The organism is Georgenia sp. SYP-B2076 (assembly GCF_003991205.1).
Classification (GTDB): domain Bacteria; phylum Actinomycetota; class Actinomycetes; order Actinomycetales; family Actinomycetaceae; genus Georgenia.
Window position 1 is genome coordinate 13,690 of sequence record NZ_RXOZ01000005.1, and the last position, 19,420, is coordinate 33,109.

General features: G+C 73.1%; 21 protein-coding genes. 14 read left to right on the top strand and 7 right to left on the bottom strand.

Translation table 11 applies throughout. From position 1 onward, the window contains the following. Window positions 1-166: 166 nt before the first annotated feature. Together EJK16_RS02760 and EJK16_RS02765 are read left to right on the top strand one after the other, a co-directional pair. Entirely contained in the window at window positions 167-1,948 is a 1,782-nt protein-coding gene (locus tag EJK16_RS02760) for a CTP synthase (protein ID WP_127126119.1), read from the top strand. After that, entirely contained in the window at window positions 1,945-2,574 is a 630-nt protein-coding gene (locus tag EJK16_RS02765; protein WP_127126121.1) for an NUDIX hydrolase, read from the top strand. The genes EJK16_RS02760 and EJK16_RS02765 overlap by 4 nt, the downstream gene beginning before the upstream one ends. Before the next feature lie 175 nt (window positions 2,575-2,749). Here the strand turns inward: EJK16_RS02765 and EJK16_RS02770 are convergent, their stop codons facing one another. The 3 genes from EJK16_RS02770 to EJK16_RS02780 are packed head-to-tail and all read right to left on the bottom strand — an operon-like array spanning window position 2,750 to window position 5,674. Beyond that, window positions 2,750-3,739, bottom strand: a complete 990-nt coding sequence (locus EJK16_RS02770; protein WP_240645740.1) for a heme A synthase — start codon at window positions 3,737-3,739, stop codon at window positions 2,750-2,752. Window positions 3,740-3,785: 46 nt separating this feature from the next. Beyond that, on the bottom strand, window positions 3,786-4,652 hold the full coding sequence (locus EJK16_RS02775) for an ABC transporter permease (protein ID WP_240645741.1): 867 nt from the start codon (window positions 4,650-4,652) through the stop codon (window positions 3,786-3,788). Further along, the gene (locus EJK16_RS02780; protein ID WP_205739569.1) at window positions 4,649-5,674 is read right to left on the bottom strand and encodes an ABC transporter ATP-binding protein; all 1,026 of its coding nucleotides are present in this window, start codon (window positions 5,672-5,674) and stop codon (window positions 4,649-4,651) included. Before EJK16_RS02780 ends, EJK16_RS02775 begins: the two co-directional genes overlap by 4 nt. Window positions 5,675-5,856: 182 nt before the next feature. Between EJK16_RS02780 and EJK16_RS02785 the strand changes: the two genes are divergently transcribed. The 8 genes from EJK16_RS02785 to EJK16_RS02820 are packed head-to-tail and all read left to right on the top strand — an operon-like array spanning window position 5,857 to window position 12,656. Further along, complete coding sequence (locus EJK16_RS02785) at window positions 5,857-6,654, top strand: metalloregulator ArsR/SmtB family transcription factor (protein ID WP_127126123.1); 798 nt, start codon at window positions 5,857-5,859, stop codon at window positions 6,652-6,654. A gap of 41 nt (window positions 6,655-6,695) precedes the next feature. Next, window positions 6,696-8,102, top strand: coding sequence for a Fe-S cluster assembly protein SufB (gene sufB / locus EJK16_RS02790; RefSeq protein ID WP_127126271.1), 1,407 nt, complete (start codon window positions 6,696-6,698; stop codon window positions 8,100-8,102). Continuing rightward, window positions 8,102-9,319: a Fe-S cluster assembly protein SufD gene (gene sufD / locus EJK16_RS02795; RefSeq protein ID WP_127126125.1), complete on the top strand. Its 1,218-nt coding sequence runs from the start codon at window positions 8,102-8,104 to the stop codon at window positions 9,317-9,319. The genes sufB and sufD overlap by 1 nt, the downstream gene beginning before the upstream one ends. Continuing rightward, window positions 9,316-9,663 carry a non-heme iron oxygenase ferredoxin subunit gene (locus tag EJK16_RS02800; RefSeq protein WP_127126127.1) on the top strand — a complete coding sequence of 116 codons (348 nt, stop codon included), beginning with the start codon at window positions 9,316-9,318 and terminating at the stop codon, window positions 9,661-9,663. Before sufD ends, EJK16_RS02800 begins: the two co-directional genes overlap by 4 nt. 45 nt (window positions 9,664-9,708) lie before the next feature. After that, complete coding sequence (gene sufC / locus EJK16_RS02805; protein ID WP_127126129.1) at window positions 9,709-10,467, top strand: Fe-S cluster assembly ATPase SufC; 759 nt, start codon at window positions 9,709-9,711, stop codon at window positions 10,465-10,467. Between the two features lie 14 nt (window positions 10,468-10,481). Then, window positions 10,482-11,822, top strand: a complete 1,341-nt coding sequence (locus tag EJK16_RS02810; protein WP_127126131.1) for a SufS family cysteine desulfurase — start codon at window positions 10,482-10,484, stop codon at window positions 11,820-11,822. Beyond that, entirely contained in the window at window positions 11,815-12,306 is a 492-nt protein-coding gene (sufU, locus tag EJK16_RS02815; RefSeq protein WP_127126133.1) for a Fe-S cluster assembly sulfur transfer protein SufU, read from the top strand. Before EJK16_RS02810 ends, sufU begins: the two co-directional genes overlap by 8 nt. Further along, window positions 12,303-12,656: a metal-sulfur cluster assembly factor gene (locus EJK16_RS02820; RefSeq protein ID WP_127126135.1), complete on the top strand. Its 354-nt coding sequence runs from the start codon at window positions 12,303-12,305 to the stop codon at window positions 12,654-12,656. The genes sufU and EJK16_RS02820 overlap by 4 nt, the downstream gene beginning before the upstream one ends. Window positions 12,657-12,838: 182 nt before the next feature. Here EJK16_RS02820 and EJK16_RS02825 read toward each other — a convergent pair whose 3' ends face one another. Further along, window positions 12,839-13,708, bottom strand: coding sequence for a neutral zinc metallopeptidase (locus EJK16_RS02825; RefSeq protein WP_127126137.1), 870 nt, complete (start codon window positions 13,706-13,708; stop codon window positions 12,839-12,841). Between the two features lie 253 nt (window positions 13,709-13,961). Between EJK16_RS02825 and EJK16_RS02830 the strand changes: the two genes are divergently transcribed. Then, a complete protein-coding gene (locus tag EJK16_RS02830) occupies window positions 13,962-15,551 on the top strand; it encodes an ABC-F family ATP-binding cassette domain-containing protein (RefSeq protein WP_370275905.1) in 1,590 nt (529 codons plus the stop codon). On the opposite strand, the gene EJK16_RS02835 is transcribed toward EJK16_RS02830, so the two are convergent. The 3 genes from EJK16_RS02835 to EJK16_RS02845 are packed head-to-tail and all read right to left on the bottom strand — an operon-like array spanning window position 15,538 to window position 17,179. Further along, window positions 15,538-16,593 carry an SURF1 family protein gene (locus EJK16_RS02835; protein WP_240645742.1) on the bottom strand — a complete coding sequence of 352 codons (1,056 nt, stop codon included), beginning with the start codon at window positions 16,591-16,593 and terminating at the stop codon, window positions 15,538-15,540. The two genes, EJK16_RS02830 and EJK16_RS02835, sit on opposite strands and share 14 nt — an antisense overlap. After that, window positions 16,590-16,832, bottom strand: a complete 243-nt coding sequence (locus EJK16_RS02840) for a hypothetical protein (RefSeq protein ID WP_127126141.1) — start codon at window positions 16,830-16,832, stop codon at window positions 16,590-16,592. Before EJK16_RS02840 ends, EJK16_RS02835 begins: the two co-directional genes overlap by 4 nt. After that, window positions 16,829-17,179 (bottom strand): DUF3099 domain-containing protein, encoded by a 351-nt coding sequence (locus EJK16_RS02845; protein WP_127126143.1) that lies wholly within the window; start codon window positions 17,177-17,179, stop codon window positions 16,829-16,831. Before EJK16_RS02845 ends, EJK16_RS02840 begins: the two co-directional genes overlap by 4 nt. A gap of 163 nt (window positions 17,180-17,342) precedes the next feature. On the opposite strand from EJK16_RS02845, the gene EJK16_RS02850 reads away from it, so the two are divergent. The 3 genes from EJK16_RS02850 to EJK16_RS02860 all read left to right on the top strand — a co-directional run bounded on the left by EJK16_RS02850 (window position 17,343) and on the right by EJK16_RS02860 (window position 19,389). Then, entirely contained in the window at window positions 17,343-18,059 is a 717-nt protein-coding gene (locus tag EJK16_RS02850; RefSeq protein ID WP_127126145.1) for a beta-ketoacyl-ACP reductase, read from the top strand. Between the two features lie 62 nt (window positions 18,060-18,121). After that, the gene (gene fabI, locus EJK16_RS02855) at window positions 18,122-18,889 is read left to right on the top strand and encodes an enoyl-ACP reductase FabI (RefSeq protein ID WP_127126147.1); all 768 of its coding nucleotides are present in this window, start codon (window positions 18,122-18,124) and stop codon (window positions 18,887-18,889) included. Next, window positions 18,889-19,389, top strand: a complete 501-nt coding sequence (locus EJK16_RS02860; RefSeq protein WP_127126149.1) for a histidine phosphatase family protein — start codon at window positions 18,889-18,891, stop codon at window positions 19,387-19,389. The genes fabI and EJK16_RS02860 overlap by 1 nt, the downstream gene beginning before the upstream one ends. The last annotated feature ends 31 nt before the right edge of the window (window positions 19,390-19,420 follow it).

Genomic DNA, 19,420 nt, shown 5'->3' on the forward strand with positions numbered 1-19,420 from the left:
GGGGCGTCGAGTGGCACGAAAGGGCTCGGACCCTCCCGGCGCGGCGGCCCGGGCACACAGGAGCTGTGGCCCCCGGGCGGCGTCGCACCGCAGGTGGGTGATCCCACACCCGGGGCGGCAGGCCGGCTGGGCGTGTCGAGGGACCGGGATGCTAGGGTAAAAATCCGTGGTCACCCAACAGACCCGGCTTCCCGGGAACCAGGCCAGCATCCCCCGCCAGATCTTCGTCACCGGCGGGGTCGCGAGCTCGCTGGGGAAGGGGCTGACGGCCTCGAGCCTCGGCCGTCTCCTCCGCTCACGAGGTCTGCGGGTGGTGATGCAGAAGCTCGACCCGTACATCAACGTCGACCCCGGGACGATGAACCCGTTCCAGCACGGCGAGGTGTTCGTCACCGACGACGGGACCGAGACCGACCTCGACATCGGCCACTACGAGCGCTTCCTCGACACCGAGCTCTCGGGCCGGGCCAACGCGACGACCGGGCAGGTCTACTCCACGGTCATCGCCAAGGAGCGCCGCGGCGAGTACCTCGGCGACACGGTGCAGGTCATCCCGCACATCACCGACGAGATCAAGACCCGCATGCGGGCCCAGGCGGAGCCCAGCGACGGGCAGGAGCCGCCGGACGTCATCATCACCGAGATCGGTGGGACCGTCGGCGACATCGAGTCCCAGCCGTTCCTCGAGGCCGCCCGCCAGGTCCGTCAGGACATCGGCCGCGAGAACGTGTTCTTCCTGCACGTCTCCCTCGTGCCCTACCTCGCCGCCAGTGGTGAGCTCAAGACGAAGCCCACGCAGCACTCGGTGGCTCAGCTGCGTTCCATCGGCATCCAGCCCGACGCCGTCGTATGCCGATCCGACCGCGAGCTCCCCGAGAGCCTCAAGGCGAAGATCGCGCTGATGTGCGACGTCGACCGCGAGGCCGTCATCACCTGCCAGGACGCGCCGAGCATCTACGAGATCCCCGCGGTCCTGCACGCCGAGGGCCTCGACGCCTACGTGGTGCGCCGCCTGGGCATGAGCTTCCGCGACGTCGACTGGACCGTGTGGGACCGCCTCCTCGAGCGGGTCCGCCACCCCAAGGAGCACGTCGAGATCGCCCTGGTGGGCAAGTACATCGACCTGCCCGACGCGTACCTCTCGGTGACCGAGGCCATGCGCGCCGGCGGGTTCCACCACCGCGCCAAGGTCCACATCCGCTGGGTCGCCTCCGACACGTGCCAGACCCCCGAGGACGCCCGCAAGGCGCTCGACGGCGTCGACGCGGTCCTCGTCCCCGGCGGCTTCGGGATCCGCGGCATCGAGGGCAAGCTCGGCGCGCTGCGCCACGCCCGCGAGAACCAGATCCCCACCCTGGGCATCTGCCTGGGCCTGCAGTGCATGGTCATCGAGGTCGCGCGCAACCTCCTGGGCCTGGACGAGGCGAGCTCCACCGAGTTCGACCCCGGCACACCAGACCCGGTGGTGGCCACCATGGAGGAGCAGCTCGCGATCGTCGGCGGCGAGGGCGACCTGGGCGGCACCATGCGCCTTGGCCGGTATGAGGCCGTGCTCAGCCCCGGCTCCCTGGCCGAGGAGGTCTACGGCGCCGACCGCGTCAGCGAGCGGCACCGCCACCGCTACGAGGTCAACAACTCCTACCGCGACTCCCTCGAGAAGGCCGGGCTGAAGATCTCCGGCCGCTCGCCCGACTCCTCCCTGGTGGAGTTCGTCGAGCTCGACAGGTCCCTGCACCCGTACTACATCGCCACCCAGGCGCACCCGGAGTTCAAGTCCCGGCCCACCCGCGCCCACCCGCTGTTCGCCGGCCTCGTCGGCGCGGCGCTCGACCGCCAGCGCGCCACCCGGCTCCTCGAGCTCGACGAGCCCGAGGACATCGGCCTCGAGCACGCCGAGCCGGTCGGGGCCGTCGCCGACGGCCGCGGCGAGGCGGGCACCGAGGAGTGAGCCCGGCCGACGCCAAGGACACCACCCGCGAGGTCGTCTCGCACACCGTGCTCCACGAGGGCAAGGTCTTCGACCTCGTCTCCGACCGGGTGCGGCTCTCCGCCGACGACGGCGCCCCCGTGGTCCGCGAGTACCTGGCCCACCCCGGCGCGGTCGCCGTCGTCGCGCTACGGGACGGCGCGCGGGGGGAGGAGGTGCTGCTCATCCAGCAGTACCGGCACCCGGTGCGCGCGCTGCTCTGGGAGATCCCCGCGGGGCTCCTCGACGTCGACGGCGAGGACTACGCCGCGGCGGCCGCTCGCGAGCTCTACGAGGAGGCGGACGTCCGTGCCGGGCGGTGGGACGTGCTCGTGGACTACTTCACCTCGCCGGGCGGCTCGGACGAGTCGTTGCGGATCTACCTCGCACGTGACATCACCGACGTCGACGACCACGAGCGGCACGAGCGCGAAGACGAGGAGCGGGACATGCCCACGCGGTGGGTGCCCCTCGACGACGCGGTCGCGGCCGTGCACGCCGGTCGGGTGCACAACCCCAGCGCCGTCGTCGGGATCCTTGCCACGGCCAGCGCCCGCGCGCGCGGCTGGGCGCCGCTGCGTCCCGCCGGCGCCGAGTGGATGCGCTGACGCCGGGAAGAGCAGGGGTGAGCGCCGCCGACGGTGGTGAGCATCCTCGAGTGCCCCGAAGGTGGTGAGCGGTCAAGTCCTAGCAGTTGCGAGGACTTGACCGCTCACCGCCCCAAGATGGGGGACCGCTCACGACCCGCACGATGCGGGGGAGGCCTGCGCGCCAGACGCGTGGTCAGGGCTCCCGGCGCGTGTAGAAGGCGCTGCAGGCGTATGTCGTGGCGACCACCACGAGGGCGGCGCCGAGCATGTGCACGCCCACCAGGATCTCGGGCAGGCCGAGGAAGTGCTGCGTGTATCCCACGACGCCCTCGAGGACCACCACCGCCAGGAGCCACCGCCAGGCGCCGCGGGCGCGGTCCAGAGCGGCGTCGCCGGCCCTGCGGCGCAGGAGCACGGCCACGACGGCGGCGGCGATCACGAACAGCCACACCGAACCGGAGTGCATGCGGGTCACCACGAGCGGGTCGAGGGCGTAGCGGTACGCCGCGTCCGCGTCGCCGGAGTGCGGGCCCGCGCCGGTGACGATCGTGCCGAGGGTGACGACCAGCGCGGCGAGCGGCGTCAGCACCCACGGGGCGGCCCGAAGCCCGCCCGCCGCCACCGGCACCGCCGGGCCGTCGGCCTGGCGCAGCCGCACGAGGAGATACGTCGAGACGGCCACGAGCGCCAGCGAGATGAGCAGGTGCGAGCCGACGATCGCCGGTGCGAGCTCGACCAGGACGGTGATGCCGCCGATGACCGCCTGGAGCACGATGCCGATCAGCGGCAGCCACGCCAGCCGCCGGAGCGCGGCGGGGCGCGCGGCCGTGGGCCGGCGGCGGTAGACCGCCCACACCAGGGCGACGGCGATGACGGTCAGCACCCCGGTGAGGGTGCGGTTCCCGAACTCGATGTACGGGTGGATCGACGTGGCGGCGTGGAGCTCGGGCGTGAAGGACCCCGGCTCGCACATCGGCCAGCTCGAGCAGCCCAGCCCCGAACCGGTCAGGCGCACGGCCCCGCCGGTGACGATGATCCCGACCTGGGCGACGAGGTTGGCCACGGCGAGGGCCCAGGTCAGCCGGTCCACGCGGTCGGCCGGCCTCGTCGCGCCCGCGGTGGCGCCGGTGCTGGGTTGGTCCTGGGGCCCGTGGCGCCGCCCCGCCTTCGTCGTCGTGCTCACGCCCCCAGGGTACGGGCGCCCGGAGACACCGGGGAAACGAGCAGGTTCAGTCCCAGCGGAAGAACCGGGCGGCGAGCCACGCGCCCCCGGCGGCCCATACGGCGAGCACGGCGACCGCGGCCAGGTTTAGGGACCCCGTCGTGGCCAGGGCCCGCATCCCCTCCCCGAGCGCGCCGGAGGGCAGCAGGAAGACGACGGCGGCCAGCGGCCCGGGCAGCGAGCTCAGCGGCAGCAGCAGGCCCCCGACGGCGGCCATGAGCACCCACAGCAGGTTCGCGACCGCGAGCACCGCCTCCGGCCGTAGCGTCCCGCCCACGAGCATGGCCAGCGCCACGAACGCCGCGGCGCCCAGCAGCATCAGGACGCCCGCCCCCAGGGCCACGCCCGGCCCGGCCCCGTGCCCGCGCCACCCCAGCCCCGCGGCGACCGCGACGAGCGTGACGGTCTGCACCACCAGCACCGCCACGACGGCGCCGAACTTGCCCGCCAGCAGGCCCCGCGGTCCGAGCGGGGTGGTCGCGAGCATGCGCAGCACGCCCCACCGCCGGTCGAAGGCGACGGCGATGGCCTGGGACGTGAAGGCGGTCGAGGCCACTGCGAGCGACAGCACGCCGGCCAGGGCCGCCGGCGTGCGGTCGGCGCCCGGCAGCGGGGCGGCGTCGACGCGCACCAGCACCACCAGGGCGATGACCGGCAGGATCAGGGTGAGCAGGAGCTGCTCACCGTTGCGCAGGACCGCCACGGTCTCGAACCGTGCCTGGGCGGCCACCCGGCGGCCGACCGTGCGGGCGGGGGAGGGCTGCGTCGCGGCACCCGTGCGCGCGCCGTTCACCTCGTTGGCCATCTGTGCGCCGTCCCTCTCGTTGGCCATCTGTGCGCCGTCCCTCTCGTCGTCCGTCCGTGCCCGGCTCACGCCTGCTCCTCCCCGGCCACCCGCAGCGCCCGCCCGGTCAGCTCGAGGAACGTGTCTTCCAGGGTCCGCCGGTGCAGGGAGACCTGAGCGCCGGCATACCCGGCCCCGGTCAGGGCGGCCCCGACGGCGGCGAGGGTGCCGCCGTCGACCACCCCCGCGGGCGTCGCGACCTCGACCCGGTCGTCGGCGGCGACGACGGCCAGCGCGGCCTGGCCGGCGCGGCCGAGCCCCGCGCCCAGGGCCGCGGCCACCGCCTCCGCCGTCGTGCCCGGTGGCGGTGCGACCTGGACCCGGGTGCCGCCGGTCAGCGCCTGCGGCGTGCCCTCGGCGATGACCCGGCCGGCGTCGATGATCACCACCTGATCCGCGAGCTCCTCGGCCTCGGTCATGAGGTGGGTGGTGAGCAGCAGGGACGTGCCCTGCGCGCGGAGCTCACGCAGGAGGTCCCAGACCGCCAGGCGCGACTGCGGGTCCAGCCCCGCGGACGGCTCGTCGAGGAAGACCAGCTCGGGACGGCCGATGACCGCCGCGGCGAGGGCCAGGCGCTGGCGCTGCCCGCCGGAGAGCCGGCGCACCGACGTGCGCGCGACGTCCTCCAGGCCGAGGCGCGTGAGCAGCGCGGCCGGCTCGAGCGGCCGGGCGTGCAGGCGGGAGAGGTGCTCCAGCACGGCGCCCGCCCTCGGCGCCATCGGCAGGCCGCCCTCCTGGAGCATCACGCCGACGCGCTCGCGCAGGTAGGCGTCCGCGCCGCGGGCGGAGCGGTCCGTGCCCAGCACCTCGACGGTGCCGGCGTCGGGGCGGCGCAGCCCCTCGCAGCACTCGATGGTGGTGGTCTTGCCCGCGCCGTTGGGACCGAGGACGGCGGTCAGCCGCCCGCGCTCCGCCGTCAGGGACAGCCCGCGGACCACCTCCCGCGGGCCGTAGGCCTTGCGCAGCCCCCGCACCGCCAGGGCGGGACCCGCGGGCGCCGGTGTGGGTGCGCGGTGGGAGGCTGCGGGGGAGTCGACAGGAAGGGCAGGCACCAGCACAGCGTAGGTGGCGCCGTGCCGCTCCTCACAGCCAGGTAAGTGTGTCCTTCCTTGCGGGGAAGGATTTAGGGAACGACAATGTTACCTAAAGACGGGGCGCGATCTCGGCCTCGTGAGCACCCCGCGGGCAGGGCCCGCGCGCACGAACCACCACGGCAGGAGGGAGGTCCACGCCCATGAGCACGTCCGTACCGGTCACCATCGGTCGACGGGGAGCGGTCGTCAACCCTGAGGCGGAGCCGCCCACCCACGAGCGCGTGCTCGAGCTCGTCGTCGAGCAGGGCCCCGTCAGCGCGGCGACGCTGGCGCGGGTGCTCGAGCTGACCCCGGCCGCCGTGCGCCGCCACATCGGGCACCTGGAGGCGCAGGGCCAGATCGTCGTCCACGAGCCGGCCGGAGCCGGCGCGCGCCGTCGTGGGCGCCCCGCCAGGCACTACGTCGCCACCGACGCCGGCCGCGCGGTCCTGACCGACGCGTACTCGGACCTCGCGACGCACGCCCTCGACTTCCTCGTCCAGGCCGCCGGTCCCGGCGCGCTGGACGCCTTTGCCGAGGCGCGGGTCGGCGAGGTCGAGCGGCGGTACGCCCCGCTCCTTGAGGTGGCCGGCCCGGCGCCGGCGGACAGGGTCCGCGCGCTCGCCGTGGCCCTGACCGCGGACGGCTACGCCGCGACCACGCGCACCGTGGGCCCGGAGGGCTTCGCGCTGCAGCTGTGCCAGGGGCACTGTCCCGTCCAGGAGGTCGCGAAGGCCTTCCCCCAGCTGTGCGAGGCCGAGACCCAGGCGTTCTCCCGCCTCCTCGGCGTCCACGTGCAGCGTCTGGCCACCATCAGCGGCGGCGAGCACGTCTGCACCACCCACATCCCTCTCTCCACGGTCCCCGTCCCGCGCGCCACCCAGCTGCGTGGCGCCCCGGGCCGCCGTTCCCAGACCACCACGTCGCCCGCGGGCGACGTCACGGAAGGAAACCGATGACAAGTCCCACCCAGCAGGCGGTCAAGGCGCAAGGCGCGCCGATGACCCAGGACGAGACGATCGCCTCGATCGGCAACTACAACTACGGCTGGCACGACGCCGACGACAAGGGCGCCAACGCCCGTCGCGGGGTGGATGCCGATGTGGTGCGCAACATCTCGGCCCTGAAGGACGAGCCGGAGTGGATGCTCAAGCGCCGCCTCAAGGCCCTGAACCTCTTCGACAAGAAGCCCATGCCCAGCTGGGGTGCGGACCTGAGCGGTATCGACTTCGACAACATCAAGTACTTCGTGCGCTCCACGGAGAAGCAGGCCACCACCTGGGACGAGCTGCCCGACGACATCAAGAACACCTATGACCGCCTGGGCATCCCCGAGGCGGAGAAGCAGCGCCTCGTCGCGGGCGTCGCCGCCCAGTACGAGTCCGAGGTCGTCTACCACCAGATCCGCGAGGACCTGGAGAAGCAGGGCGTGATCTTCCTCGACACCGACACCGGCCTGCGCGAGCACCCGGAGATCTTCGAGGAGTACTTCGGCTCCGTGATCCCGGCGGGGGACAACAAGTTCGCCTCGCTCAACACCGCCGTGTGGTCGGGCGGCTCCTTCGTCTACGTCCCCAAGGGCGTGCACGTCGAGATCCCCCTGCAGGCCTACTTCCGCATCAACACGGAGAACATGGGCCAGTTCGAGCGGACGCTGATCATCGCGGACGAGGGCTCCTACGTGCACTACGTCGAGGGCTGCACCGCGCCGATCTACAAGTCCGACTCGCTGCACTCGGCGGTCGTGGAGATCATCGTCAAGAAGGACGCCCGCGTCCGGTACACGACGATCCAGAACTGGTCGAACAACGTCTACAACCTGGTGACCAAGCGCGCCACGGTCGAGGCCGGCGGCTCCATGGAGTGGGTCGACGGCAACATCGGCTCCAAGGTCACCATGAAGTACCCGGCGGTCTACCTCATGGGCGAGCACGCCCGCGGGGAGACGCTCTCCATCGCCTTCGCCGGTGAGGGGCAGCACCAGGACACCGGCTCCAAGATGGTGCACCTGGCGCCCAACACGTCCTCCTCGATCGTGTCCAAGTCCGTCGCCCGCGGCGGCGGGCGCGCGTCCTACCGCGGCCTGGTGCAGGTGCTCGAGGGCGCCACCCACTCCAAGTCCAACGTGCTGTGCGACGCGCTGCTGGTGGACCAGATCTCCCGCTCCGACACCTACCCCTACGTCGACGTCCGTGTCGACGACGTCGAGATGGGCCACGAGGCCACCGTCTCGAAGGTGAGCGAGGACCAGCTGTTCTACCTGATGTCCCGCGGGATGCCCGAGACGGAGGCCATGGCGATGATCGTGCGCGGGTTCATCGAGCCCATCGCGCGCGAGCTGCCGATGGAGTACGCCCTCGAGCTCAACCGCCTGATCGAGCTGCAGATGGAAGGGGCCGTCGGCTGATGACCGCCGCCACAACGAACATGTCCACCGACCACTCCCGCGCCACCGCGGACGGCGCGCACACCCATGGCCGGGGCGGCACGCCCGAGGCCTCCCGCGGTGACCGCGCGACGTCCTTCGACCTGGCCGCGTTCAAGGTCCCCACGGGCCGCGAGGAGGACTGGCGGTTCTCGCCGGTCGACCGCCTCCAGCGGCTCTTCGCGGGCGGCCTGACGGGCACGGGCCCGAGCATCACGGTGGAGAAGGACGACGCCGTGCGCGTCGAGCGCGTCGGCCGCGACGACCCCCGCCTGGGGACCGTCGGAGCGCCCGGGGACCGCATCTCCGCCGTCGCGTGGGAGTCCTTCGGCGAGGCGACGGTCATCACCGTGCCGCGCAACCACGTGGGCGCGCAGCACACGATGGTCGCCATCAACGGCGACGAGCTCTCCGCCGCCGCGCCCGCCGCCCAGCACCTTCTGGTGGTCGCCGAGGAGCTCAGCGAGTCCCTCGTGGTCCTGGACCACCGCGGCACCGCCGAGGTGGCGCAGACCGTGGAGATCGACGTCCGTGACGGCGCGCACCTCACGCTCGTCTCCGTCCAGGACTGGGCGGACGGGGCCGTGCACGTGGGCAACCACCGCATCCGCGTGGGCCGCGACGCGCACCTCAAGCACATCGTCGTCACGCTCGGCGGGGACATCGTGCGCCTGACGCCGGACGTGGCCTTCGCGGCCCCCGGCGGCGACGTCGAGCTGCTCGGCCTGTACTTCACCGACGCCGGACAGCACCAGGAGCACCGCCTCTTCGTCGACCACGCCGTGCCCAGCTGCAAGTCCCGCGCCACCTACAAGGGCGCCCTGCAGGGCCAGGACGCGCACTCGGTGTGGGTGGGGGACGTCCTGATCCGCCACGAGGCCGAGGGCACGGACACCTACGAGCTCAACCGGAACCTCGTCCTGACCGAGGGCGCCCGCGCGGACTCGGTGCCGAACCTGGAGATCGAGACCGGGGAGATCGAGGGGGCCGGCCACGCCAGCGCCACCGGTCGCTTCGACGACGAGCAGCTGTTCTACCTGCGCTCGCGCGGGATCCCCGAGGCCGACGCCCGTCGCCTGGTGGTCCGCGGCTTCTTCGCCGAGCTCATCAACCAGATCGGCGTCCCGCTCGTCCAGGAGCGGCTGATGGCCGCCATCGAGGTCGAGCTCGACCGCACGATGGAGTCGGCGTCCCGATGAGCGCCCAGCACGCCTGCGACACCGCCGACCTCGAGCCCGGCGAGGCCATGCGCCTCGAGCTCGAGACGGCGGACGGCTCGCCCCTGCCCGTCGCGCTCGTGCGCGACGAGGAGGGGGAGTTCCACGCCATCTCGGACATCTGCTCGCACGGGCAGGTGAACCTCTCCGACGGCGAGGTCGAGGGCTGCACCATCGAGTGCTGGCTGCACGGGTCGACCTTCGACCTGCGCACCGGCAAGCCGCTGAGCCTCCCGGCCACGCGGCCCGTCCCCGTCTACGCCGTGACCCTGGACGGGGAGCGCGTCCTGGTCGACGTCGACGCCACCGCCGACGTCCCCAGCTGACGCCCCCGTCCCCCCGCCTCCTGAAGGAAGAGAAGAAACCCTCTGATGTCCACCCTTGAGATCAAGAACCTGCACGTCAGCGTCGAGACGAACGACGGCCCCAAGCAGATCCTGCGCGGCGTCGACCTGACCATGAACTCCGGCGAGATCCACGCGATCATGGGTCCCAACGGCTCGGGCAAGTCCACCATGGCGTACACCATCGCCGGGCACCCGAAGTACACCGCCACCGAGGGCCAGATCCTCCTCGACGGCGAGGACGTCCTCAAGATGACCGTGGACGAGCGCGCCCGCGCCGGCCTGTTCCTGGCCATGCAGTACCCGGTCGAGGTCCCCGGTGTCACGGTGTCGAACTTCCTGCGCACCGCGAAGACCGCCGTCTCCGGCGAGGCCCCGGCCCTGCGCACCTGGGTCAAGGACATGAAGGGCGCCATGGCCAAGCTGCGCATGGACCCCGAGTTCGCCCAGCGCGACGTCAACCACGGCTTCTCCGGCGGCGAGAAGAAGCGCCACGAGATCCTCCAGATGGAGCTCCTCAAGCCGAGCTTCGCCGTGCTGGACGAGACCGACTCCGGCCTGGACGTCGACGCCCTGCGCGTCGTCGCCGAGGGCGTCAACCGCGTGCACGCGGACTCCGGGCTGGGCGTCATGCTCATCACGCACTACACGCGGATCCTGAACTACATCAAGCCCGACTTCGTCCACGTCTTCGTCGACGGCCGCGTCGCCGACGAGGGCGGCCCCGAGCTCGCCGACCGGCTCGAGGCCGAGGGCTACGACCGCTACCTGACCACCACGGTCTGAGAGGCCACACACGCATGACTGCTGCCGGAACGTCCCCAGCGGTGGCCGCCCAGCGGCCCGCCGGCCCCGCCCGCTCGCTGAGCGCGGCGGAGCTGGCGGCCGTGCGCGCGGACTTCCCCCTGCTGGGGCGCACCGTGCGTGACGGCCGGCCGCTGGTCTACCTCGACACCGCCGCGACGTCGCAGAAGCCCCAGTGCGTCATCGACGCCGAGACGGACTTCTACGAGCGGACCAACGCCGCCGTGCACCGCGGCGCGCACCAGCTCGCGGAGGAGGCCACCGAGGCCTACGAGGCGGCCCGCGCGGCTGTCGCCGCGTTCGTGGGGGTGGGCGACGACGAGATCGTGTGGACCAAGAACGCGACGGAGGGTCTGAACCTCGTCACGTACGCGATGTCCAACGCGGCGCTGGGGCGCGGCGGCGACCGGGCCCGCGAGCTCTTCGGCGTGGGGCCCGGGGACGAGATCGTCGTCACCGAGGCCGAGCACCACGCCAACCTCGTGCCGTGGCAGGAGCTGTGCGCGCGCACCGGCGCGCGCCTGCGCTGGATCGGCCTGACCGACGAGGGGCGCCTGGACCCGGGCACCTTCGACGTCATCACCGAGCGCACCAAGGTCGTGGCCCTGACCCACGCGTCCAACGTGACCGGCGCCGTCAGCCCGGTGGCCGACGTCGTGGCGCTGGCCCGCCGGGCCGGCGCGCTGGTGGTGCTGGACGCCTGCCAGAGCGCCCCGCACCTGCCCCTCGACCTGAGGGCGCTGGACGTGGACTTCGCCGTGTTCTCCGGGCACAAGATGCTCGGCCCGACGGGCGTCGGCGCGCTGTACGGCAAGCGCGAGCTGCTCGCGGCCATGCCGCCGTTCCTCACGGGCGGGTCGATGGTGCAGGTCGTGACCATGGAGGCGACGACCTACGCCGAGCCGCCCGCCCGGTTCGAGGCCGGCACCCAGATGGTCGCCCAGACCGTGGGGCTGCACGCGGCCGTCGACTACCTCGCCGAGCTCGGCATGGACGCGGTCGCCGCGCACGAGACCGAGCTGACCGCGCTGCTGCTCGAGGGGATGGCCTCGGTCCCCGGCGTGCGGGTCCTCGGCCCGGCGGACCCGCGCGACCGGCTCGCCGTCGTCGCGTTCGAGGTGGACGGGGTGCATCCCCACGACGTGGGGCAGGTTCTCGACGACGCCGGCGTCGCCGTGCGCGTCGGCCACCACTGCGCCCAGCCGGTCCACCGGCGCCTGGGGGTCAACGCCTCCGCGCGGGCGTCGGCCGGCGTCTACACCACAGCAGAGGAGATCGAGGTGTTCGTGGACAGGCTCGGCGGGGTCCGCCGCTTCTTCGGGGTGGACCATGGCTGACGCGATGGAGCAGCTCTACCAGCAGGTGATCCTCGACCACTCGCGCTCGCGCCACGGCGCCGGGGAGATCGAGCCGTTCGACGCCGAGTCGTTCCAGGTCAACCCCACGTGCGGCGACCAGGTGACCCTGCGGGTACGGCTCGAGCACACGGCGGGCGCCCCCACCGTCGCGCAGGTCGGCTGGGTGGGGCAGGGGTGCTCGATCTCCCAGGCGTCCCTCTCGGTGCTGAACGACCTCGTCACGGGGCAGGACATCGCCACGGTGGACCGCCTGAACGAGACGTTCCGCGAGCTCATGCACAACCGCGGCAAGGAGCTGGGGGCCGACAAGCAGGACGCCCTCGAGGACGCCGCGGCCTTCGTCGGGGTGGCCAAGTACCCCGCCCGCATCAAGTGCGCACTGCTGGGCTGGATGGCCCTGCGGGACGCACTCGCCCACGCCCTGACGGCAGAGCCGCAGGAACAGACCAAGGAGACCGCATGAGCGAGACCATCAACCCCTCGCCGGCCACGGCCGACGCCTCGCCGACCACGGCGGCCGACGTCGAGGAGGCGATGCGCGACGTCATCGACCCCGAACTGGGCATCAACGTCGTCGACCTCGGCCTGGTCTACGGCATCACCGTGGACCAGAACAGCGAGGCCGTCATCGACATGACCCTCACCTCGGCGGCGTGCCCGCTGACCGACGTCATCGAGGATCAGGCCTCCATGGCTCTGGAGGGCCTCGTGGCCGGGATGCGCATCAACTGGGTGTGGATGCCGCCGTGGGGGCCGGAGAAGATCACCCCCGACGGCCGCGAGCAGCTGCGCGCCATCGGCTTCAACATCTAGAGCTGGCAGGCCTGGACGGGCCCGCCCCGCGTCTCCCGCAGACGCGGCGCGGGGCCCGTCCGCGTGCCGGCTCGCGGCCCGTCCGCGTGCCGGCGCGGCCTGCGGCGTCCCGCCGGCACGGCCTGCGGCGTCCCGCCGGCACGGCCTGCGGCGTCCCGCCGGCGCGGGGCCTCGTGAGCCGCTCAGAGCTGGGCAGCGCCGAACGTGTCGCAGGCGGCCATCGTGCCCTGCTCGTACCCCGTGCTGAACCACCGCACCCGCTGCTCCGCGGAGCCGTGCGTCCACGTGTCCGGGTTGACCTGCTGCCCCGCGCCGGCCTGGATGCGGTCGTCACCGACGGCGGCCGCGGCGCCGAGCGCGTCCTGGACCTGCTGGCGGGTGGGCGGCTGGAGGAACGTCACGCCGGTCTCGGGGTCGACGACGTTGGCGGCGTGGCCCACCCACAGCCCGGCGTAGCAGTCGGCCTGCAGCTCCAGGCGCACGCCGTCGGAGCTCGCCCCGGTGCCCTGCCGGTCGATGGTGGCCATCGTGCCGACCTGGTTCTGGATGTGGTGGCCCCACTCGTGGGCCACGATGTACTCCTGCGCCAGCGGGGCGTTCTCGGCGCCGAGCTGCTCGAGCTGGTCGAAGAAGCCGGTGTCGAGGTAGACGCTCGTGTCGGGCGGGCAGTAGAAGGGCCCGACGGCGGAGGTGGCGTCCCCACACCCGGTCGTGACGGAGCCCGTGAAGGTCTGGAAGGCCGGCTGGGCGTACTGGATGCCGGCCTGCTCGGGCAGGGCCGCGCCCCAGTACGCGTCCAGGGCCTCGGCCGTGGCCACCATGCGGCACTCCACGTTGGTGTTCGCGGCCTCGGCGCCGACGCACTCCCCGGACGCCGCGCCGCCCTCCTGCGCGGGCGTGTCCCCGCCGACGAGGCCCGAGATGTTCGTTCCGGTCAGGAGGTAGACCACGAGCACCACGAGCCCCAGCCCGCCGCCGACGGCCGCGCCCTTGCCGCCGCGGGAGCGGCGCACCCGGTTGGGGTCGGTGCGGATGCCCTCGTTGAACGTCATGGTCGACAAACCTAGTCGCCGTCAGGGTCGGCGCCACCTCGAGGGCGACCTGGTGAGGAGATCGGGGATGGCCCTGCGGGGGAGCGTCTCGGGAAGCGCGCGGGCGGCCCGGGCACCGGCGGTCGTCCGTGTGACGCATCTTCCTCTGCCGGAATGGGGGGCCGCCGTACACTGGTGGGTGCGCGCCGGCGCGCTCCCCCCTTTCTTCACCATGTCTTGAGGTCTGCCTGTGATCACCGCCCACGACGTCTCCATGCGCATCGGCGCCCGGGAGCTCCTCCACGAGGCCTCCTTCCGTGTCGACACGGGAATGCGCATCGGCCTCGTGGGGCGCAACGGCGCCGGCAAGACCACCCTCACCAAGCTGCTCTCGGGGCAGGACGCCACCTCCTCGGTGGTCCAGCACACCGGTGAGATCGTGCGCACCGGCGAGATCGGCTACCTCCCGCAGGACCCCCGCACCGGGGACCTGCACGTGCTCGCCCGGGACCGGGTGCTCTCGGCCCGGGGCCTCGACGAGATCGTGACCCGCATCCGCGCGGCCGAGCAGACCATGGCCACGGCCACCGGCGCCGAGCAGGAGAAGGCCATCGCGCGCTACGGACGCCTGGACGCGGAGTTCGAGGCCCGCGGCGGGTGGGCGGCCGAGTCCGAGGCGGCGCGCATCACCTCCAACCTCGGGCTGCCCACCCGCGTGCTGGAGCAGCCGCTGGAGACCCTCTCGGGCGGGCAGCGCCGACGCGTCGAGCTCGCCCGGATCCTCTTCTCCGGCGTGGACACCCTCCTGCTCGACGAGCCCACGAACCACCTCGACCACGACTCGATCCTGTGGCTGCGCGAGTACCTGCGGAACTACTCGGGCGGCTTCATCGTCATCAGCCACGACGTCGAGCTGCTGCGCGAGACCGTCAACCACGTCTTCTACCTCGACGCCAACCGTGGCGTGCTCGACGTCTACAACATGACGTGGGACCTCTACGTCAAGCAGCGCGAGGCCGACGAGAAGCGCCGGCGCCGCGAGCGGATGAACGCCGAGAAGAAGGCCGGGACGCTCATGGCGCAGGCCAACAAGATGCGCGCGAAGGCGACCAAGACCGTCGCGGCGCAGAACATGGCCCGCCGCGCGGAGCGGCTCCTCTCCGGCCTCGACGAGGTCCGCCAGGCGGACAAGGTCGCGCACCTGCGGTTCCCGGACCCGGCGCCCTGCGGGAAGACCCCGCTGATGGCGGAGGGCCTGAGCAAGTCCTACGGCTCCCTCGAGGTCTTCACCGACGTCGACCTCGCGATCGACCGCGGCTCCAAGGTCGTCATCCTCGGGCTCAACGGCTCGGGCAAGACGACGCTGCTGCGCATCCTCGGCGGCGTCGAGGACCCCGACACCGGCGAGATCATCGCGGGCCACGGCCTCAAGGTCGGCTACTACGCCCAGGAGCACGAGACCCTCGACGTCGAGCGCACCGTGGTGGAGAACCTCCGCTCGGCCGCGCCGGACCTGGACGAGACGGGCGTGCGCAGCGTGCTCGGCTCGTTCCTCTTCTCGGGCGACGACGCGGACAAGCCGGCCAAGGTGCTCTCCGGCGGGGAGAAGACCCGCCTGGCGCTCGCGGTTCTGGTGGTCTCGTCCGCCAACGTGCTGCTCCTGGACGAGCCCACGAACAACCTCGACCCGGCCAGCCGCGAGGAGATCCTCGGTGCGCTGAGCACCTTCACGGGCGCCGTCGTCCTGGTGACCCACGACGAGGGCGCGGTGGAGGCGCTCAACCCCGAGCGCGTCCTGCTGCTGCCGGACGCCGACGAGGACCTGTGGAGCGACACCTACCTCGAGCTGGTCACCCTCGCCTGACGGGCGAGCCGGGGGCCGGTGCGGCGTTCGCCGCCGAGCCCCGGTGTGGCAGGGCGTCCGCTGGCGGGGTCGTGGACGCGTCCCCGTCGACCGCCGGCACGCTCGTGCCGGCCTGGCCCGCCCCGGCCTGCCCTGCGGCCGCGCCGTCCGCCGCCGGCGTGTCCTCTGGCCGCGGGGCGGCGGCGAGCTGCGCGTCGACGAGCGCGTCCTCCTCCACCTCGGCGCTGCGCGCGCGCCGCACGGGCGCGTGCCCGGCGTTCTCTGCCGCCTCGCGCCGGGCGAGGATCACGATCGCCGCGAGGGCGCCGGCCGCGAAGAACCACCACTGGAACGCGTAGGACAGGTTCGTGCCGTAGCTCGACTCGGGTCGGGTGTAGCCGCCCAGGGCCACCTGCGGCGCGGGGTCCTCGGACACGGCCTGCACATAGCCGTCCAGGACGGGCAGCGCGGCGACCTCGGCCAGGTCCGTGACCGTCGCGACGCCGGCGAGCACCTGGGTGGGCGCGAGGGTGTAGATCTGACCGGTCGGTGCGGCACGGTCGAACGGCTGCTCCGCCACCCGGAGCCGGCCCGTGACCGTCACGTCACCGGGTGGGGGCTGCGGCAGGTCGGCGCGGGCGGCCTCCCCGTCCTCGGCGGCGGCCCAGCCGCGGTCGACGACGACGAGCACGTCCTCGCCGCCGGCGCGGGCGACGAACGGGGCGATGACGTGCACGGCCGGGGTGCCGTCGACGGGGCGGTTGCGCAGCAGCACGGTGCCGCCCGGGGCGTAGTGGCCGGTGAGCTGCACGGGCCGCCACTCCTCGGCGGCCCGCACGGGCCCGGCGGGGGCGGGAAGGAGGTCCGTGAGCGCCACGGGCTCGGCGTCGTACGCGGCGGCCACCTGGGCGGCCTGCGCGGACCTGGTCTCGTACCGGCCCCACTGCCACATGCCGAGGAACACGCAGGCGACCGAGACGACGACCATCGCGCCGATGAGCCGCAGCCACCGGCCCGTGGTGAGGAACGCGTAGCGCCCGCGTCGGGCTTCCGGGCGGCTCACCCGTGCGTCTCGTCGAGCGCGTCCACGCCGATGACCTCGCGCAGGAACGACCGCGCGGAGAGGAACTGGCTCAGGTGCTCGCGGTGATCCTCGCAGGCCAGCCACACCTTCTGCCGGCCGGCGGTGTGCAGCCGGGGGTTGTTCCACACCAGGGCGTGCACGGCCGTGGCGCGGCACCCCTTGGCGCTGCACGTGAGGTCGCGGACGTCCTCCGGGGGTGCGGTGGCGTCCGTGGTCATCTGAGGTACTCCGTGTCGGGGTCGTAGGGGAGGGGCGCTGGACCGGGCGGCAGCTGGTGGTCCGGGCCCACGAGGGGCATGGGCAGGAGCGTCGGCGGCACCTCGCTGCGCTCACGGCCGGCGTTCGCCATGAGCACCGCGACCGCCGGGAGCACGGCCGCGCCCACCACGCACACCAGCTTCCAGGGGCCGGGGACCCACAGGAGCGCGAGCATGCACGCCGTCCGGATCCCCATCGAGATCAGGTACCGGACGGTGCGGTCGTGGACGTCCTCGGCCAGGGCCCGCGGGGCCGAGGTGATGGCCTGGACCGGCGAGCGCCGATCGCGACGGCCGCGTCTGCTCACCCCTCCAGGTTACGCCGGGCCCGTCGCGGGGGCCGCCCCGGGCCGCGGGATCGCGCCCGCCACGCCGCCCGGCGGCGGGCGCCCGCCAGGTCTCGTCGTCGGCCGACCGCCGCGTCGGCTACGGTTTCCCCGCAGCGACACGGACGTGAAGAGGAGATGTCGGGTGAGTGAGCAGAGCGGGCGCAGCGTCCTGGTGACCGGGGCGAACCGAGGGATCGGCCGCGCCATCGCGGAGCGGTTCGTGGCCGCCGGGGACAGGGTGGCCACGATCTACCGCTCGGGCGAGCTGCCCGACGGCGTCCTGGGCGCCCGGGGGGACGTGCGGGACACCGCGTCCGTGGACGCCGCGTTCACCGAGATCGAGGCCCAGCACGGCCCCGTCGAGGTCGTCGTCGCCAACGCCGGCGTCACGCGCGACCAGCTCCTCATGCGCATGAGCGACGACGACTTCGAGACGGTCATCGACACCAACCTCACCGGCGCGTTCCGTGTGGCCCGCCGGGCCAGCAAGGGCATGATCCGCGCCCGCCGCGGGCGCATCGTACTGATCTCCTCGGTCGTGGCCCTGTACGGCGGCCCCGGCCAGGTCAACTACTCCGCGTCCAAGGCCGGCCTGGTCGGCATGGCGCGCTCCCTGACCCGCGAGCTGGGCGGCCGGGGGATCACCGCGAACGTCGTCGCCCCGGGCTTCATCGACACCGCGATGACGCAGGCCCTGCCGGAGAAGCAGCAGGCCGCCTACCTCGGCGCCATCCCCGCCGGCCGGTTCGGTACGGTGGACGACGTCGCCGCGGCCGTGCAGTTCCTCGCCGGCCCCGACGCCGCCTACATCACCGGAGCCGTCATCCCCGTCGACGGCGGCCTCGGCATGGGCCACTGACGCACCCGCTCGCCGGGGCGCGGCCGCGCCATCCACCCACGCACGACACAGCTAGGAGAACAATGGGACTGCTCGAGGGCAAGACGATCCTGGTGACCGGGGTCCTCAAGGACAACTCGATCGCCTTCCACGTGGCGCGGATCGCGCAGGAGCAGGGCGCCAAGGTGATCCTTTCCTCCTTCGGCCGGCAGTTCCGGCTCACCGAGGTCACCGCGCGGCGCCTGCCCGAGACCGCCCCCGTGGTCCAGCTCGACGTGCAGAGCCAGGACGACCTCGACGGCCTGGCGGATGCCGTGCGTGAGCACACCGACCACCTCGACGCCGTCGTGCACTCCATCGGGTTCGCCCCGCAGTCCGTCATGGGCGGGAACTTCCTCAGCGGCGAGTGGAAGGACGTGGCCACCGCCATCGAGGTCTCCGCGTTCTCCCTGAAGTCCCTCGCCGTGGCGGCCAAGCCCCTCATGGGCGCCGGCTCCGCCGTCGTCGGCCTGACCTTCGACGCCAGCTTCGCGTGGCCGGTCTACGACTGGATGGGCGTGGCCAAGGCCGCCTTCGAGTCGACGTCGCGGTACCTCGCGCGCGACCTCGGCCGCGACGGCATCCGCGTCAACCTCGTCTCCGCGGGCCCGATCCGCACGACGGCGGCCACCTCCATCCCGGGCTTCGACCAGGTCGAGAGCGGCTGGGGCGAGCGGGCGCCGCTGGGCTGGGACGTCACGGACGCGGAGCCGACGGCCCGCACCGTCGTCGCCCTGTGCTCGGACTGGCTGCCCGCCACCACCGGCGAGATCGTCCACGCGGACGGCGGCGTGCACGCCATGGGCGTGTGATGAGCCACACCCTGGTACTGCTCCGGCACGCCAAGGCCGAGCCGGAGGGCGAGCTCGGTGACGCGCTGCGTCCGCTCGCGGCCAAGGGCCGCAAGCAGGCCACCAAGATGGGGGCGACGCTCGGCGACGTGACCGGGGCGGTCGACGTCGCGCTGGTGTCCTCCGCGCTGCGCGCCACCGAGACGCTCAAGCTCGTCCGGGGTGCGCTGACGGTGCGCGACCAGACCGTCGTCGAGGACCTCTACCACGCCGGTCCCCGGCAGGTCCTCGCCATGCTCCAGGAGGTCGACGAGGCCGCCGGGACGGTGCTCGTGGTCGGGCACGAGCCCACCATTTCCGGGCTGGCGTTCCTGCTCCACGACACCCGCGACGACCTGGCCCAGCAGGTGAGCCTGGGCGTGCCCACCGCGACCGCGTGCGTCCTCGAGGTGCCCGGCGCGTGGCGCGACCTCGACCGGTCCGCCGCCCACCTGGCGCGGCTGGTGCGCCCCTCGCACTGACCCGCCCGGGCTGCTGCGGCCGGCGGGGCGC